General features: G+C 72.3%; 16 protein-coding genes and 1 tRNA gene. 8 read left to right on the top strand and 9 right to left on the bottom strand.

Translation table 11 applies throughout. From position 1 onward, the window contains the following. Positions 1–40 precede the first annotated feature (40 nt). The 4 genes from OG702_RS23835 to bcp all read right to left on the bottom strand — a co-directional run bounded on the left by OG702_RS23835 (position 41) and on the right by bcp (position 1891). Positions 41–124, bottom strand: a tRNA-Leu gene (locus OG702_RS23835). A gap of 43 nt (positions 125–167) precedes the next feature. Further along, complete coding sequence (locus OG702_RS23840) at positions 168–737, bottom strand: HNH endonuclease signature motif containing protein (RefSeq protein WP_327290971.1); 570 nt, start codon at positions 735–737, stop codon at positions 168–170. Beyond that, positions 700–1344 (bottom strand): HNH endonuclease signature motif containing protein, encoded by a 645-nt coding sequence (locus OG702_RS23845; RefSeq protein ID WP_327290972.1) that lies wholly within the window; start codon positions 1342–1344, stop codon positions 700–702. The genes OG702_RS23840 and OG702_RS23845 overlap by 38 nt, the downstream gene beginning before the upstream one ends. Positions 1345–1423: 79 nt before the next feature. Further along, a complete protein-coding gene (gene bcp, locus OG702_RS23850) occupies positions 1424–1891 on the bottom strand; it encodes a thioredoxin-dependent thiol peroxidase (protein WP_327290973.1) in 468 nt (155 codons plus the stop codon). Positions 1892–1992: 101 nt separating this feature from the next. On the opposite strand from bcp, the gene OG702_RS23855 reads away from it, so the two are divergent. Together OG702_RS23855 and OG702_RS23860 are read left to right on the top strand one after the other, a co-directional pair. Then, positions 1993–2319: a DUF3618 domain-containing protein gene (locus OG702_RS23855; RefSeq protein WP_327290974.1), complete on the top strand. Its 327-nt coding sequence runs from the start codon at positions 1993–1995 to the stop codon at positions 2317–2319. A gap of 49 nt (positions 2320–2368) precedes the next feature. Beyond that, the gene (locus OG702_RS23860) at positions 2369–2671 is read left to right on the top strand and encodes a GroES family chaperonin (RefSeq protein WP_327293340.1); all 303 of its coding nucleotides are present in this window, start codon (positions 2369–2371) and stop codon (positions 2669–2671) included. Between the two features lie 42 nt (positions 2672–2713). Here the strand turns inward: OG702_RS23860 and OG702_RS23865 are convergent, their stop codons facing one another. Then, a complete protein-coding gene (locus OG702_RS23865; RefSeq protein ID WP_327290975.1) occupies positions 2714–4954 on the bottom strand; it encodes a transglycosylase domain-containing protein in 2241 nt (746 codons plus the stop codon). A gap of 337 nt (positions 4955–5291) precedes the next feature. On the opposite strand from OG702_RS23865, the gene OG702_RS23870 reads away from it, so the two are divergent. The 4 genes from OG702_RS23870 to OG702_RS23885 all read left to right on the top strand — a co-directional run bounded on the left by OG702_RS23870 (position 5292) and on the right by OG702_RS23885 (position 8874). Beyond that, positions 5292–6095, top strand: coding sequence for an ABC transporter permease (locus tag OG702_RS23870; protein ID WP_327290976.1), 804 nt, complete (start codon positions 5292–5294; stop codon positions 6093–6095). Between the two features lie 46 nt (positions 6096–6141). Further along, positions 6142–6963, top strand: a complete 822-nt coding sequence (locus tag OG702_RS23875) for an ABC transporter permease (RefSeq protein WP_327293341.1) — start codon at positions 6142–6144, stop codon at positions 6961–6963. A gap of 26 nt (positions 6964–6989) precedes the next feature. Beyond that, on the top strand, positions 6990–7937 hold the full coding sequence (locus tag OG702_RS23880; protein ID WP_327293342.1) for an ABC transporter ATP-binding protein: 948 nt from the start codon (positions 6990–6992) through the stop codon (positions 7935–7937). 70 nt (positions 7938–8007) lie between these two features. Then, a complete protein-coding gene (locus tag OG702_RS23885) occupies positions 8008–8874 on the top strand; it encodes a GNAT family N-acetyltransferase (protein WP_327290977.1) in 867 nt (288 codons plus the stop codon). Positions 8875–8902: 28 nt separating this feature from the next. Here the strand turns inward: OG702_RS23885 and OG702_RS23890 are convergent, their stop codons facing one another. Both OG702_RS23890 and OG702_RS23895 read right to left on the bottom strand, forming a co-directional pair. Continuing rightward, positions 8903–10057: a N(5)-(carboxyethyl)ornithine synthase gene (locus OG702_RS23890; RefSeq protein ID WP_327290978.1), complete on the bottom strand. Its 1155-nt coding sequence runs from the start codon at positions 10055–10057 to the stop codon at positions 8903–8905. 51 nt (positions 10058–10108) lie between these two features. Continuing rightward, positions 10109–11254: an aminotransferase class V-fold PLP-dependent enzyme gene (locus OG702_RS23895; RefSeq protein ID WP_327290979.1), complete on the bottom strand. Its 1146-nt coding sequence runs from the start codon at positions 11252–11254 to the stop codon at positions 10109–10111. 107 nt (positions 11255–11361) lie between these two features. On the opposite strand from OG702_RS23895, the gene OG702_RS23900 reads away from it, so the two are divergent. Together OG702_RS23900 and OG702_RS23905 are read left to right on the top strand one after the other, a co-directional pair. Further along, a complete protein-coding gene (locus OG702_RS23900) occupies positions 11362–12660 on the top strand; it encodes a DUF445 domain-containing protein (protein WP_327290980.1) in 1299 nt (432 codons plus the stop codon). Between the two features lie 178 nt (positions 12661–12838). Further along, positions 12839–13693: a fumarylacetoacetate hydrolase family protein gene (locus OG702_RS23905; protein ID WP_327290981.1), complete on the top strand. Its 855-nt coding sequence runs from the start codon at positions 12839–12841 to the stop codon at positions 13691–13693. Positions 13694–13998: 305 nt separating this feature from the next. Here OG702_RS23905 and OG702_RS23910 read toward each other — a convergent pair whose 3' ends face one another. Together OG702_RS23910 and OG702_RS23915 are read right to left on the bottom strand one after the other, a co-directional pair. Then, positions 13999–14469, bottom strand: a complete 471-nt coding sequence (locus OG702_RS23910; RefSeq protein WP_327290982.1) for a heme-degrading domain-containing protein — start codon at positions 14467–14469, stop codon at positions 13999–14001. Then, positions 14466–15533 carry a Gfo/Idh/MocA family oxidoreductase gene (locus OG702_RS23915; RefSeq protein WP_327290984.1) on the bottom strand — a complete coding sequence of 356 codons (1068 nt, stop codon included), beginning with the start codon at positions 15531–15533 and terminating at the stop codon, positions 14466–14468. The genes OG702_RS23910 and OG702_RS23915 overlap by 4 nt, the downstream gene beginning before the upstream one ends. Positions 15534–15579: the final 46 nt, after the last annotated feature.

A 15579-nucleotide genomic window follows, 5' to 3' on the forward strand; every position in this document is an offset into this window, starting at 1 on the left:
ACAGCCTGCGGTCCCGCATGGGAACCGCAGGCTGTCGAGGTGCGGCGGAAGGGATTCGAACCCTCAAGCCCGATCAAGGGCCACAGATCCTAAGTCTGCTGCGTCGCCACTGCGCCACCGCCGCCGGTCGCCCCATCGTACCGGTGCTCACTCCCCGGGCGCTCCGATTAACCCGTCGGCCCCCGTCGGGCTCCGCGGGACCAGCTGCCGGTGACAGCGTGGCAGTTGGGGCACAGCAGCCGCAGATTCACCGGCCGGTCGTCGCTTCTGTCGCCGTTGATGTGGTCGACCTCCAGCGTCATCGGTCTTCCGCGCCACACCGGACCCGTCCCGCACCCGGCACACAGTTCCTCGACGCCCAGCCCGCTCAGGCACCGGCGCAACAAGGCCGTCCGCGTCCGCCGGCCATCGTCGTGCTTCACCAGAATCTCGGCCACGGCCCGCACCGGGGAGGGTCCTGCCTTGCCGCGCCCGTGGCCCTGCCCGAGGAAGTGGGAGCTGTCGGCCCCTGCCTCGGCCATCCACTCCCGTAACTGCCTGCGAAGCCTGCCGCTGTCAGGCCGGCCGAGGCGGCGGAGCGTAGCGGCGATCGTGACCGAAGCGGCGACGGCCTCCCGCACCTGCGCTCCGCTCGGGGCGGGCTGACGGCCCGTCGAACGGGGCCCCGCGACGGCTTCGCCGCGGACGGCCTCTCGGGGGTCACCTGTGCCGCCTGCGGTAGGTGTCCGTCGTGGCATGGCAGTTGGGGCAGAGCGGGCGCAGATTCTCCCGGCGGTTGTTGCGCCAGTCGCCGTCGCTGTGGTCAACCTCCAGAGCGAGAGGCCGGCCCTGCCAGTACGGCTCCATGCCGCACAGCGCGCACTGCTCGTGCACGCCGATCTCGGCCAGCGCCCGCTTGAGCTGCCTGCCGGGAACGCGCCTGTTCCGTCCGGGCTCCAACTCCACCAGCACCTCGTCGGCCGACGTCCCGCGCCGCTTGCGCACTTGCGCTCCTTCCGCGCGGGCGGGCGGGGCGAAATGCGCGGTGCTGATGCCGAGCGCCCGCACCCGGCGGCCGATGTGCGTGTGCTGACCGCCCACCTCGTCGAGGCCGAGGCACCGTAGGACCCCGTACAGCGACGTGGAGGCGGCCACGGCCGCCTCCAGTTCCTCGCGGCTCCAGCGCGTGCCCTCGCGTTCGAGGTGCCGGGTGGCTATACCCAGGGAGCCCAGCCGGGCCCGCAGGTATTTGCGCCGTGAGGTGTTCTTCGGGTCGACTCCGAGCCTGGTCAGGGCCTCGGACAGTGTCCGGGACGACTCGACCGCCGCCCTCAGCCGCTCCGGTGTGTACGGGCTCGCCGGCATGGGGACCTCCGTTCGTTCGGGCACCTGTTCGTGCCCCTCGTACGGAGTAACGAAGCCCCCCCGTCACGGTTACGCCCGATCACACCCCCAGGTCGCGGATGAGCTTGGCCACGTGGCCGGTGGCCTTCACGTTGTAGAAGGCGTGTTCGATGGCGCCCTGTTCGTCGACGATGACGGTGGAGCGGATCACGCCCATCATCTTCTTGCCGTAGTTCATCTTCTCGCCGTACGCGCCGTACGCGGTGATCGTGGCGCGGTCGGGGTCGGCGAGGAGGGTGACGCGGAGGGATTCCTTCGCGCGGAACTGGGCGAGCTTCTCCGGCGCGTCGGGGGAGATGCCGAGGACGTCGTAGCCGGCGGTCGCCAGCAGGTCGAGGTTGTCGGTGAAGTCGCAGGCCTGCTTCGTGCAGCCGGTGGTCATGGCGGCCGGGTAGAAGTAGACGATGACCTTGCGGCCGCGGTGGCCGGCCAGGGACACCTCGTTGCCGTCGGCGTCCTGGAGGGTGAAGTCGGGGGCGGGGTCGCCGGGTGACAGGCGGTCGGCCATGGGAAAGCTCCTCAGTCAAACGGGGGTGCCGACGAGGCGCGGGCCGCGTCGTACTGACAGACTGTCCGAACGCTACCTAATCAGGCGATGGAGGAGACGCGGTGTCGGACGACGTCAGGACGCCCGCTCAGATCGAGGCGGAGATTGCCCGCAGGCGGCAGGGCCTCGCGGAGACCCTGGACGAGCTCGCGGTCCGCGTGCACCCGGTGACGATCGCGCGGGACGCGAAGGCCAAGGCCGTCTCCGCGGTGGACCATACCGTCGGGCAGGCTTATGTCGCTGTGAACCGGGCGGTGGGCCGGGCCAGGTCGCAGTTCGTCACCGAGCAGGGCGCCCCGCGCCCCGAGCGGATCGTGCCGGTCGCGGTCGGCGTGGTGGTGCTCGTCGCGACGGTGGCCGGTCTCTCGGCGTGGCGGCGCCGCCGGTAACGTCGTGGGCGTGAGGTCGAACAGTGAGCACGACAAACTGCCCATCCGGATGCTGCACGACCGCGTCCTGGTGCGGCACGAGGCCGGCGAGGGCGAGCGCCGCAGCGGCGGCGGGATCCTGATCCCGGCGACCGCCGCCGTGGGGCGGCGGCTGGCGTGGGCCGAGGTCGTCGCGGTGGGGCAGAACGTGCGGACGGTGGAGGTCGGCGACCGGGTGCTGTACGACCCGGAGGACCGCGCGGAGGTCGAGGTGCGGGGTGTGGCGTACGTGCTGATGCGGGAACGCGATCTGCACGCCGTCGCCTCGGAGCGCCTCAAGGGCGGCGACGACTCCACCGGCCTGTATCTCTGACGCGCGGCCGCGGCACCGGCGCGGCGCCGCGACCGCTCCGCGCTATCCGCCGGTCGCACCGCCGGGCCCGTCCGGGGTGCCGCCCGGGCCGCCGGTGAGGCCGCCGAGCGGGTCCAACGTCGGCGGGGCGGTGCTCGGCTGCTCGGACGGCGGGTCCGTGGGCGGCTCCGGCGGCTCGGCCGGCTCGCTGCTCGGCGGGGAGCTGTGCGGCGGCTCGCTGCTCGGCGGGGGCTCGCTGGCCGGCGGCTCCTCCGTGGTGGGCTCCTCGGTGGTGGGCTCGTCGGAGGGTGATTCCGACGGCGGCAGGTCCTTGGTCACCTTCAGGTCGAAGTCCTTGACCGGCACGTCGTGCAGCGCGTTGGCCGTGTAGGCCGCCCAGACCTGGCCGGGCGGGCCGCCGCCGTTGATCCGCGGCTGGTTCATCGCGTGGTAGAGCTTCTCCTGGCGGCCGTTGTCGGGGTTCATGCCGAGGACGGCGACCACGGTGGCCAGTTTCGGGGTGTAGCCGGCGAACCAGGCGGCCTTGTCGTCCTCCGCGGTGCCGGTCTTGGCGGCGGACGGCCAGCCGGAGTCCTGGGCGACGACGGCGGTGGCGCCGGAGCTCTCCACGACGCTGCGCAGCACCGAGGTGACGGTGTCGGCGGCCTCCTGCGGTACGGCCTGCTTGGCCTCGCGCTTGGGCAGCGTCAGGTCGTCGCCGTCCTTGGTGACCTTGTGCACCAGGGTGTAGGGGACTTCCTTGCCGTGGTTGGCGAGGGTGGCGTAGACCTGCGCCATGTCCAGCGGGCTCGCGCCGAAGGAGCCGAGTGCCATCGCGGGGGTGGTGGGGATCTTGACGTCGTCGGGCATGCCCAGTTCGCGGGCGGTGTCGATGACCTTCTGGGTGCCGACGTCCTGGGCCATCTGGGCGTAGACGGCGTTGACGGACTTGTCCATGGCGCGGGTGACGTTGATCCGGCCGTAGGTCGCGTTGTCCTCGTTGGCCGGGGCGTAGCCGACCGGGCCGTGCGGGCCGACGACGGGGCGTTTGTTCTCGCCGTCGTAGACGGTGGTCGGGGTGATGGTCTCGCCGTCCTGGGTGGTGGAGCCGTGCTGCAGGGCGGCGGCCAGGACGACCGGCTTGAAGGTGGAGCCCGGCGGGTAGGTCGCGTTGGTGGCGCTGCTGACGTACTGCTTGGTGTAGTCGACGCCGCCGTAGAGGGCGACGACGTCACCGGTGGCCGGGTCGATGGAGGCGCCGCCGGCGCGTACGTACTTGTCGGCGGTCTTGTGGCCGAGCTTGTCGTAGATCTTGGCCTGCGCGGCCGAGACGAACGCGTCTTCCTTCGGCTTCTGGATGCTGGTGACGATGCGGTAGCCGCCGAGCCGCAGCGAGTCGGAGTCCACGATGTGGTGCTCGTCCAGATACTGGTTGACGGCCTCGATGATGTAGCCGCGCTGGCCGGCCTTGCTGGCGATCGGCTTGGGCTTTCCTATGACCGGGAACTGCGCGGCGTTGCGCTGGGCGGTGCTGAGCCAGCCCTCCTTGACCATGCCGTCGAGCACGTAGTTCCAGCGGCCCTTGGCCGCCGCCGCGTTCTCCGGGTGGGCGGCCAGGTCGTACTCGCTGGGGGCGTTGAGCAGCGTGGCGATGTAGGCGCCCTGCGCGGTGGTCAGGTCCGCGGCGTCCTCGTCGAAATAGGCCTGCGAGGCGGCCTGGATGCCGTACGCGTTGCGCCCGTAGTAGCTGGTGTTGAGATAGCCCTCGAGGATCTGGTCCTTGGACTCGTTGCGATCGAGTTTGATCGCGATGAAGAATTCCTTGGCCTTGCGTGACGCCGTCTGGTTCTGGTTCAGGTAGTAATTCTTCACATATTGCTGGGTGATGGTGGACCCGGACTGCCTGCCCTTGCCGTTCGCGGTATTCCAGGCCGCCCGCAGCATCGATTTCGGGCTGACCGCGGATTCGTGGTAGAAATTGCGGTCCTCCGCGGAGAGCACGGCTTGCTGGGCGGTTCTGGAGACCTGGGCCAGCGAGACGTTCTGCCGGTTGACGGCGCCGTCACGGGCCAGCTCGGTCTTGCCGTCGGAGTAGTAGTAGACGTTGCTCTGCGCGACGGCCGCCGCGTTCGGGTCGGGGATGGACACCAGGGCGTAGCCGACGAAGAAGCCGCCGAGCAGCAGGACGAGAGCGGTCAGCAGGAGTCCGAAGATCGTCCGCCAGGTGGGCAGCAGGCGGCGCAGGCCGGTCCTGCGGGGCCGCCCGCCGCCGCCTGCGGCGGTCCCGTGGTGCGTGTCGCTCATATCTGTAGGGACTCCTCATCCGCCGTGTGGGTTGGGTCCGCGGCGGAAAAACCTGGGCCGATCGGCATGGACGTGCACGTACGCGTACGTACGCCCCATGTGTGACCTCCTCCCACACTGTCGCATCATCTGTCCGACGGGATCGGACGGCACGCATCCGTGACGAGGCTGTGACAGGCCGGGCGGCCCCTCGCGTTCACCCGCGCGAGGGAAAACCGGTGGAATCTGCGGCGCGCCGCACACTAGGCTCGGCCGCTTGTGTGCCGGGCGGTCCGGGTGGGTCCACCGGTTTTCCGCCGGGCGCTTTCCGGTGTTCTCCGGCGGAGAGGCGGGGGTAATGGGCGGCTTCTACGGCGCCGTCGTGGTCCGCAGTTTCCGGCGTTACGCGACGTATCGCATGGCCACAGTGGCGGGGGTGTGCACGAATACGGTTTTCGGCCTGATCATCTCGTACAGCTATGTCGCGCTGTGGGATCAGCGCCCGCATCTGGGCGGCTACACCGAGGCGCAGGCGCTGACGTACGTGTGGATCGGGCAGGGTGTGCTCTCGACGATGGCGCTGATGGGCGGCGGCTTCGAGGACGAGCTGATGGACCGGATCAGATCCGGCGACATCGCCGTCGACCTCTACCGCCCCGCGGACCTGCAGCGCTGGTGGCTGGCGGCGGACATGGGCAGGGCGGGCTTCCAGGTGCTGGGCCGGGGCGTGGCGCCGGTCCTCTGCGGGGCGCTGGTCTTCGAGCTGGCGCTGCCGTCCTCCGCGGTGCGGTGGGCGCTGTTCGCGCTGTCCATGGCGCTGGGCGCGCTGGTGAGCTTCGCGATCCGCTACCTGGTGGCGCTGAGCGCGTTCTGGCTGCTCGACGGGGCGGGGATCACGCAGGTCGCGTGGATCACCGGGCTGTTCTTCTCCGGGATGTCGCTGCCGCTGAACGCGTTTCCCGGCGGCCTGGGCGAGGTGGCCCGCACGCTGCCCTGGTCGGCGATGCTGCAGATCCCCGCCGACCTGCTGCTCGGGCAGCACCGCGGCACGGGCGCCGTGCGCGCGCTGGCCTTCCAGGCCGGCTGGGCGGCGGCGCTGCTGGCCGCCGGGCGGCTGCTGCAGGCGGTCGCGACGCGCCGGGTGGTGGTGCAGGGTGGCTGAGGCGGAACTGGAGCCGCGGGCCGCGGCGCCGCCCAAGCCGGCCCGGGTGCGCGAGCCGGGCCCGGTCGCCGAGAGCGTGCGGGTCTACCGGCTGCTCGTCGGGATGTGGGTGCGCTCCACGATGGCCTACCGGGCGTCCTTCGTGATGACCGCGCTGGGCAACTTCGGCGGCACCGCGCTGGACTTCGTGACGATCCTGCTGATGTTCTCGCACATCGAGACGCTGGGCGGCTTCACCCTTCCCGAGGTCGCCCTGCTCTACGGCACCACGAGCACCTCCTTCGGCCTGGCCGACCTGCTGGTGGGCTCGATGGCCCGGTTGGGCAGCCGGGTGCGGGACGGCACCTTCGACACCCTGCTGCTGCGCCCGGCCCCGGTGCTGGCGCAGGTGGCCGCCGACCGCTTCGCGCTGCGCAGGCTCGGCCGGCTCACCCAGGGCGCCCTGGTGCTGGCCTGGTCGCTGCTGCGGGTCGACGTGGACTGGACGCCGGTGAAGGTGCTGCTGCTGGCGGTGACGCTGCCGACGGGCGCGGCGATCTTCTGCGCGGTCTACGTCGCCGGCGGCGCCTTCCAGTTCTGGGCCGGGGACGCCGCCGAGGTCCAGAGCTCGGTGACCTACGGCGGCACCACGATGCTGCAGTACCCGCCGGGGCTGTTCGCCCGCGAGCTGGTGCGGGGCGTCACCTTCGTGGTGCCGCTGGCCTTCGTCAACTGGCTGCCCGTGCTGCGCGTCCTGGGCCGGCCCGACCCGCTCGGCCTGCCCGGCTGGGTGGACTTCCTCGCGCCGGCGGTGGCCTGCGCGTGCTGCGCGCTGGCCGGCCTGGTGTGGCGCGCGGGCATCCGTTCCTACCGCAGTACCGGGAGTTGAGGGCCGTGGCCGAGTCCGCGCAGCCGATGATCGTCCTGGACGGCGTCGAGAAGGTCTTCGACGTACGCCGCAAGGTCGCCGGCTCGCTGCGCAGGGAGCGCCGGCAGGTCAGAGCGGTCGACGGCATCTCCTTCACCGTGCCGCGCGGCGAGATGGTCGGCTACATCGGGCCGAACGGCGCAGGCAAGTCCACCACCATCAAGATGCTCACCGGGATCCTCAACCCCAGCGGCGGCCGGGTGCTCGTCGCCGGCATCGACCCGGCCAGGGAACGCACCCGCCTGGCCCGCAGGATCGGTGTCGTCTTCGGGCAGCGCACGACGTTGTGGTGGGACCTGCCGCTGCGCGACTCCTACCAGCTGGTCCGCAGGATGTACCGGATCGAGGACGCCCGCTACGCCCGCAACCTGGCCGCCTGCGTCGAGCTGCTCGACCTCGGGCCGCTGCTCGACGTGCCGGTGCGGCAGCTCTCGCTCGGCCAGCGGATGCGCGGCGACATCGCGGCGGCGCTGCTGCACGACCCGGAGGTGCTGTATCTGGACGAGCCGACGATCGGCCTGGACGTCGTCAGCAAGTCCAAGGTCCGCGACTTCCTGCGCGCCGTCAACGCAGAACGCGGCACCACGGTGCTGCTCACCACGCACGACCTCACCGACATCGAGACGCTGTGCAGCCGGGTGATGGTCATCGACCACGGCCGGCTGATGTACGACGGCGGCCTCCACGGGCTGCACGCGGTCGGCGAGTCGGAGCGCACCCTGGTCGTCGACTTCGCCGGCGAGCTGCCGCCGGTGGAGGTGCCGGGTGCGCGCTGGGTACGCAGCGAGGGCCCGCGCCAGTGGCTGGCGTTCCCGGCCGGTGACAGCGCGGCGCCGCTGGTCTCCGCGCTCGCCGCGCGCCACCCGCTGGTGGACCTCTCGGTCCGCGAACCCGCGATCGAAGATGTCATCGCCCGGATGTACGGGTCGGCGTAACATCCCCGGAACCGTCCATACCGGGCCGTCCGTTGTGAGGGGGACCCGGGACCCGAGACAAGGAGTTCATGTGCGGGAGGACTTCACCGTCGCCGAGGCGACCGCCGCGGACTGGGACGAGATCGTGGCGTGGGCCGCGGCGGAGGGCTGGAACCCCGGCCGCGGCGACGCCGCGTGCTTCCGCCCCACCGACCCGGCCGGCTTCCTGGTCGGCCGCCTGGACGGCCGCATCGTCTCGGCGGTCTCGGTCGTGGCCTACTCACCCGACTACGCCTTCCTCGGCCACTACCTGGTCCACCCCGACCACCGCGGCACCGGCCTGGGCATGGCCACCTGGAACGCGGCGCTGCCGCACGCCAAGGGGCGGGTCATCGGGCTCGACGCGGTGCCCGCGCAGCAGGAGCTCTACATACGCGCCGGCTTCGTCCCGGCCTACGACAACGTCCGCTACACCGGCCGCCCGGGCCGGCCCGCGCCCGCGGAGCCACCGGCGGGCGCCGGCACGGTCGGGTCGGTGACGCCGTACCACCTGGACGCGATCAGCGCCTACGACAGCGGGTGCTTCCCGGCGGAGCGGCACGCCTTCCTGAGCCGGTGGCTCACCGCCGACGGGCACACCGCGCGCGTGCTGCTCGACGGCGACGGCCACGTGACCGGTTACGGCGTCGTCCGCCCCGCCCGCCGGGGCTCCCGTATCGGCCCGCTGTTCGCGGACACCCCCGAGGGCGCGGCGGCGCTCTTCGACGCCCTCACCGCCGGCCTCGCGGCCGACGGCGAGGTCTCCATCGATGTGCCGGACCGTCATCAGGCGGCCACCGCGCTGGCCACCGGCCGCGGCCTGACCGAATCGTCCCGCTGCACCCGCATGTACTCGGGCCCGCCCCCGTACACCCGCACCGAAGCGGTCTTCGGCACGACCACCCTGGAACTGGGCTGACCCCGCCCACGGGTACGGGCCCATTGGGTCACTCGTGCGGGTGCGGGTACTGCGCCGAGCGGTGCTGGAAGGCCAGCACCTTCGGATTCTGCACGGTGCCGCCGCGGATCTCGATGGCCCGCCGGATCGTCTCGTCGCCGTCCCAGCCTGCCGGGCCTTCGAGCACCGGGCGCAGATACGGGATCAGCGCCTCGCTGTTCTCCCAGGTGGCGGAATTCCACAGATAGGAGGGGCTGTGGTCGACGCCGTAATAGTGGACGTTGTCGCCGACGGTGAACATCGGGTCGGTGAAAGTCGTCGGCCGCGCCCATTCGAATCCCATGCCCTCGTCGCACGAGACGTCGATGACGAGACTTCCGGGAGCGAGCGCGGGAAGGTCGTCGTCGATGAGGAACATCAGCGGCGAGTCGGTGTCCTGGAGCACGCAGTTGACGATGATGTCGTGCTGGGCGAGGAATCCGGCCAGCGGTACGGGGCCGTCCTCGGTGAGGGCGACGCTGCGCCGCGGGTCGTTGGTGTCGTCGGCCTCGTCGTGGTCGAAGTGGACGATGCGGGCCGAGTGGATCGGCGAGCTCACCGCGGTGACGCCGCGGGCCGTCAGCACGTCGACGTCGTGCACGCCCAGCGCGCTGAGCGCGGTCACCGCGCCGCGGGCGGTCGCGCCGAAGCCGATCACCACCGCGCGCTGCCGCCGCCCGTAGTCGCCGGTGGCGCCGGTCAGCTGCATCGCGTGCAGGACCGAGGAGTAGCCGGCCAGCTCGTTGTTCTTGTGGAAGACGTGCAGGTTGAAGGTGCCGCCGCGGCCCCAGTGGTTCATCGCCTCGAAGGCGATCACGGTCAGCCTGCGGTCGATGGCGGTCTGGGTGACCTTCTCGTCCTGCACGCAGTGCGGCCAGCCCCACAGCACCTGGCCCTCGCGCAGTTCTCCGAGGTCCTCGTGGAGCGGTTTGGCCAGCAGGATGACATCGCATTCTGCGATGAGTTCGGCGCGGGAGCGGAAACCGCCGACCAGCGGCGCCAGCGCGCTGTCCGTGACACCGAAATATTCTCCGTAACCGGACTCCAGAAAGATGTTCCGGCGGATATCGGCGGCTATGCGGTCGAAATGTGCGGGGTGAACGGGCAGGCGGTGCTCGTTTTCCTTGCGGGTGTGCGACATGATTCCGAGCGTGAGCTGCTGCAAAATGCCCCTTTGGTTACTCCCTGTTTAGCACACCCCAGGGATCGGGGCGCCTCAGCGGAGTGACGCCAGGGCGGCCCGCACCAGGTCCACGGCGGCCGAGGGGGTGGAGGCGTGCGGGGACAGCCGGACCGAGTCCGGGCGGACCGTGGGGGTGACGCCGTGCGCGTGCAGCGCCTTGGCGACCGTCGCCGCCTCCACCTCCGGCAGGCGGAAGGAGACGATGCCGGCCCGCCGGCCGGGGTCGGTCGCGGACAGGATCTCGCCGCCGTGCTCGCGCACCGCGTCGATGAGCCGGTCGACCAGGCCGCTGACCTGCGCCTCGATCGCCGGCACGCCGACCTTCTCGACCAGGTCGAGCGCGGCGGCGAAGGCGGCCGCGGCGACCGGGCTGAGGTTGGTGATGCTCAGCCGGCCCGCGCCGGCGGCGGGGGAGTGCTCCCGGTCGTCGAAGAGGGCGACGTCGTCCACGCCGGTCCAGCCGGTCAGGGTCGGCTCCAGGCGTTCCAGCGCCCGGTCGGAGAGCGCGGCGAACCCGGTGGACCAGCTGGCCCGCAGCCACTTCTGGCCGCCGGTCACGACGACGTCGGCGGCCTGCCAGGGCAGGTCGGCCACCCCGAAGGCCTGCATGGCGTCGACCACCAGCAGCCGGTCGGGCCCGATGACCTCGCGCAGCGCGGCCAGGTCGGCGCGGTAGCCGGTGCGGAAGTCCACCGCGCTCAGCGAGACGGCGACGACGTCGTCGGTGAGCGCCGCCCGTACGGTCTCCGGCGTGATCCAGCCGTGCGCGTCGCCCGGCAGCCAGCGCGGCACCGTGAGCCCCGCGGCGGCGGCCCGGCGCCACGGGTAGTGGTTGGCGGGGAAGTCCGCGACGGGCACCAGGACCGTGCCGGACGGGATGCCGAAGGCGGCCTGGAACAGCCCGGTCGAGGCGTTGGGCAGCAGCACGGTGTGCTCGGCGTCGGTGCCGGCCAGCCGGGCGGCGGACTCCCGGGCGCGCAGGTCGGCCCGCATCAGGTCGTTGACCGTGTCGTGGTCGGCCCGCGCCGAGCGGCCCAGCGCGTCCGCGGTGGCGGCAAGCACCGCGCGCGGCGGCGGGCCGTAGCGGGCGAAGTCCAGGTAGCCTTCCGGAGCCTCGGACTGCCGGGCGTAGTCCGCCAGTCCGGCGGGTCCGCCGCCCGCGGTGCGCTGCGCTGCCATACGGGTGCCGCTCCTGTCCGCGGGAACGCAAGCGCGCCCTCGGGAGGCGCCGGGAACCCGCCGTACGTTCCAAGACTGTCAGCGGGGGCAACAATACGCAGGTGGACATGCGGGTGAATCAGGTGGAGGCGGGACCGGGCGCGGCACCGGGGGCGGTCGACCCGGACGCGGAGCGGCGCCGCGGGGTGCGCCGGATGAAGCTGATCGCGACCGGCTTCCTCGCCGTCGCCACGGTGGTCTACGCCCTGGCCAAGTGGGCGGACTCCCGTGACGCCGGGGCGTGGGCGGCCTACGTGGCGGCCGCGGCCGAGGCGGGCATGGTGGGCGCGATGGCGGACTGGTTCGCGGTCACCGCGCTCTTCCGCCGCCCGCTGGGGCTGCCCATCCCGCACACCGCGATCATCCCGACCAAGAAGGACGCGCTGGGCGCCAGCCTCGGCGACTTCGTCGGCGAGAACTTCCTGTCCGCCGAGGTCGTCCGCACCCGGCTGCGGGCGGTCGGCATCGCCTCCCGGCTGGGCACCTGGGTGGCCGACCCCGCCAACGCCGACCGGGTGACGGAGCAGGCCGCGGCGACGCTGCGGGGGCTGCTGACCGTGCTGCGGGACTCCGACGTGCAGGCGGTGGTCAGCGAGGCGATCACCCGGCGGGCCGAGGCCCAGGAGGTCGCCCCAGGCCTCGGCAAGCTGCTGGAGGGGATCGTCGCCGACGGCGGCCACCGCCGGCTGGTGGACCTGGTGTGCGTCCGCGCCCACGACTGGCTGGTCGAGCACGGCGACTCGGTGATGGACGCCGTCCAGGGCGGCGCCCCAGGCTGGACCCCGCGGTTCGTGGACCGCAAGGTCGGCGAGCGGGTCTACAAGGAGCTGCTGCGTTTCGTCACCGAGATGCGGGACTCCCCCCGGCACCCTGCGCGCGACGCCGTCGACCGCTTCCTCGGCGACTTCGCCGCCGAGCTGCAGTCCGACCCCGACACCCGGCAGCGCGTCGAACGCCTCAAGAACGACCTGCTGGCCCGCCCCGAGGTGCAGGACCTGATCGCCTCGGTGTGGGGGTCGGTGCGGGCGATGATGGTGGCCGCCGCCGAGGACGAGCAGAGCGAACTGCGGCTGCGCACCAAGGCGTCACTGCTCACCCTCGGCGGCCGGATGTCCGGCGACCCGCGGCTGCAGGCGAAGGTCGACAGCTGGCTGGAGGAGGCGGCCACGTATCTGGTCACCACCTACCGCGACCAGATCACCTCGCTGATCAGCGAGACGGTGGCCGGCTGGGACGCCGAGCAGACCTCCCGCAAGATCGAGGCGCATGTGGGCCGTGACCTGCAGTTCATCCGGATCAACGGCACGGTCGTCGGTGCGCTGGTCGGCCTGCTGATCTTCACGCTGTCGCGGGTCGCGGGCGGCTGACCCCGGGCGCCGCTCCGACCTCTGCGCTGCCCCTGCCAGCGGCGTGGCCTGCGGAGCCGCCACGTCCAGGTGCTGAACAGGGCTTGCGCGCGGAGGGGGTGCGATTGGAGGATCGGACAGACATCCGATGACATCCGTGGACCGTCCCCCGCGGATCACTGACGTACGGAGTACCACCGTGAAACTGCTGCGAGTCGGCCCCGCCGGGGCGGAGCGCCCCGCCCTGCTCGACAAGGACGGCGTCGTACGGGACCTCAGCGGGCTCGTCACCGACATCGACGGGACGCTGCTGGCCGACGCCGGCGCCCTGGCGCGGATCGCCGCCGCGGCCTCCGACGGCTCGCTGCCCGCGCTCGAGAGCGGGCTGCGGGTGGGCCCGCCGCTCACCGGCATCGGCAAGATCGTCTGCATCGGCCTCAACTACCACGACCACGCCGCCGAGACCGGGGCGGAGGCGCCCGCCGAGCCGGTGGTCTTCATGAAGGCGCCCGACACGGTGGTCGGCCCCACCGACACGGTGCTGGTGCCGCGGGGCAGCGTGAAGACCGACTGGGAGGTCGAACTCGCCGTCGTCATCGGCCGCGAGCTGCGGTACGCGGCGGACGAGGACGAGGCCATGGCGGCGGTCGCCGGCTACGCCGTCGCGCACGACGTCTCCGAGCGCGAGTTCCAGACCGAGCGCGGCGGGCAGTGGGACAAGGGCAAGAACTGCGCGACCTTCAACCCGCTCGGGCCGTGGCTCGTCACGGCCGACGAGGTCCCCGACCCGCAGGCGCTCGGCCTGCGGCTGTGGGTCAACGGCGTGCTGCGCCAGGACGGCAGCACGCGCGACCAGATCTTCCCGGTCGCGGAAGTCGTGCGGTACCTCAGCCACTTCATGGCGCTCTACCCGGGTGACGTGATCAACACGGGCACCCCCGCCGGGGTGGCCCTCGGCCAGCCCGAGCCCAAGCCGTACCTGCGGGCGGGGGATGTCGTCGAGCTCACGATCGAGGGTCTGGGCCGCCAGCGGCAGGTGTTCGCACCTGCCTAGCTCCTCTCACCCTTGCGGGGTGCCGCTGCGTGGGGGCTTCTCGCGCGGTTCCTCGCGCCCCTGAGGGGGTGCCACTTGCGGTGGCGGTTCGCCTGCCGGTGCGTTGTGGCTGGTCGCGCCGTTCCCGCGCCCCTCGGGGGTTGCCACTTGCGGTGGCCTGCTGCCTGCTGGTGCGTTGTGGCTGGTCGCGCCGTTCCTCGCGCCGCTGAAAAACGGTCACCCTCTGCGGAGAGGGCAAGCCACCAGGGGCGCGGGGAACTGGCGCTGCCAGCGCACGTGGCAGTCACCGTGACGCACCCGCAGGGCTAGGTCAGGAATCGGGTCAGGGCTGTCACGACCAGGGCGTGGTCCGTGGTCTGGGGGAGGCCGGAGACGGCCACGACGCCGACCACGCCGACGCCGGCGACCCGCAGGGGGAACGCCCCGCCGTGCGCGGCGAAGAGCGCGGGATCGAGGTGGGACGCGGCCTCGAACGTCGTGCCCTTGGCACGGAACCGCTCGCCCACGGCGAGCGAGGACGCGCCGTAGCGCAGCACGACCCGGGCCTTGCGGTCCAGCCACGCGTCATTGTCGGGGGACGTGCCCTCCAGGGCGTAGTGGAAGAGCTGCTGCCCACCCCGACGGATGTCGATCGTGACCGCGGCCCCGCGCTCGCGCGCGAGGTCGACCAGCAGGCAGCCGAGCCGCCACGCATCGTCGTTGGTGAAGCGGGGCAGCACCAGATCCCGCTCCTGCTCAGCGAGTTCCGCCGGGTCGGCGAGCCGGTCGGTGCTCACAGGGCCACCGCCTGTCCCGTGCGGGCGGACTCCCCGGCCGCCTCGATGACCTCGATCGCGGCGGCCGCCTCAAGCGCGGTGACCGGTGGTGGCGTGCCCTCGCGCAGGGCGGTCTCGACGGCCGCGTAGAAGGCGGGGTAGTCGCCGGGCAGCGACGGCACCAGCCGGACGTTCTCGTCGGTGCCCGCCGTGCCCCACGCGGACTCCGGCTCCGCGCCCCACGCGGCACCCTCGCCGGGCCGCAGGCCCTCGCGCAGGGCGGCCTCCTGCGAGTCGAGGCCGTAGGTGACGTAGCCGCCGGTGCTGCCCAGCACCCGGAAGCGCGGCCCGAGCCTGGCGGCGGTGGCCGACATCCACAGGTGCGAGCGGACCCCGTCGGCGTGCGTGATCGCGATGAAGTCGTCGTCGTCAGCGGCCGCGCCCGGCCGGCGGACGTCGGACTCGGCGTAGACGAGTTGCGCCGGGCCGAACAGGGTGAGGGCCTGGTCGACCAGGTGGCTGCCGAGGTCGTAGAGCAGGCCGCCGATCTCGGCCGGGTCGCCGGACTCGCGCCAGCCGCCCTTGGGCTGCGGGCGCCACCGCTCGAAGCGGGACTCGAAACGGTGCACCTCGCCCAGTTCGCGGCGCTCGAGCAGCGCCCGCAGGGTGCGGAAGTCGCTGTCCCAGCGGCGGTTCTGGAACACGCTGAGCAGCAGGTCCCGGTCGTGGGCGAGCGCGGCGAGCTCCCGCGCCTCCGCGGCCGTGGCGGCCATCGGCTTGTCGACGACGACCGGCAGTCCGGCCAGCAGCGCGGCGGTCGCGAGCGGCACGTGCGTGCGGTTGGGGGAGGCGAGCACGACCAGGTCGAGTTCGCCGGCCCGCGCCCACAGCTGGTCCGCGGTGTCGGCGAAGCCGGTGCCGGGGTGCTCGATACGGGCCTGGGCTCGGCGCTCCGGGTTGCCGGTGACGATGGTGTCCAGCGTCAGCCCCGGGGTCGCCGCGATCAGCGGGGCGTGGAAGAAGGAGCCGGCCGGGCCGTAGCCGACCAGGGCGACGCGCAGCGGGGCCATACCGGGAGAACTCATGGCGCTACTTTGGCAACAGTGTTGCCAAAGTGCAAGCGCGCGGGAC

This window comes from Streptomyces sp. NBC_01198, assembly GCF_036010485.1.
Classification (GTDB): Bacteria; Actinomycetota; Actinomycetes; order Streptomycetales; family Streptomycetaceae; genus Actinacidiphila.

What these genes read in the sequence shown, in the direction of transcription:
- OG702_RS23840 (WP_327290971.1), bottom strand. Translation starts at nt 737, where the DNA reads ATGCCACGACGGACACCTACCGCAGGCGGCACAGGTGACCCCCGAGAG.
- OG702_RS23845 (WP_327290972.1), bottom strand. Translation starts at nt 1,344, where the DNA reads ATGCCGGCGAGCCCGTACACACCGGAGCGGCTGAGGGCGGCGGTCGAG.
- bcp (WP_327290973.1), bottom strand. Translation starts at nt 1,891, where the DNA reads ATGGCCGACCGCCTGTCACCCGGCGACCCCGCCCCCGACTTCACCCTC.
- OG702_RS23860 (WP_327293340.1), top strand. Translation starts at nt 2,369, where the DNA reads ATGCTGCACGACCGCGTCCTGGTGCGGCACGAGGCCGGCGAGGGCGAG.
- OG702_RS23865 (WP_327290975.1), bottom strand. Translation starts at nt 4,954, where the DNA reads ATGAGCGACACGCACCACGGGACCGCCGCAGGCGGCGGCGGGCGGCCC.
- OG702_RS23870 (WP_327290976.1), top strand. Translation starts at nt 5,292, where the DNA reads ATGGGCGGCTTCTACGGCGCCGTCGTGGTCCGCAGTTTCCGGCGTTAC.
- OG702_RS23880 (WP_327293342.1), top strand. Translation starts at nt 6,990, where the DNA reads ATGATCGTCCTGGACGGCGTCGAGAAGGTCTTCGACGTACGCCGCAAG.
- OG702_RS23895 (WP_327290979.1), bottom strand. Translation starts at nt 11,254, where the DNA reads ATGGCAGCGCAGCGCACCGCGGGCGGCGGACCCGCCGGACTGGCGGAC.
- OG702_RS23900 (WP_327290980.1), top strand. Translation starts at nt 11,362, where the DNA reads ATGCGGGTGAATCAGGTGGAGGCGGGACCGGGCGCGGCACCGGGGGCG.
- OG702_RS23915 (WP_327290984.1), bottom strand. Translation starts at nt 15,533, where the DNA reads ATGAGTTCTCCCGGTATGGCCCCGCTGCGCGTCGCCCTGGTCGGCTAC.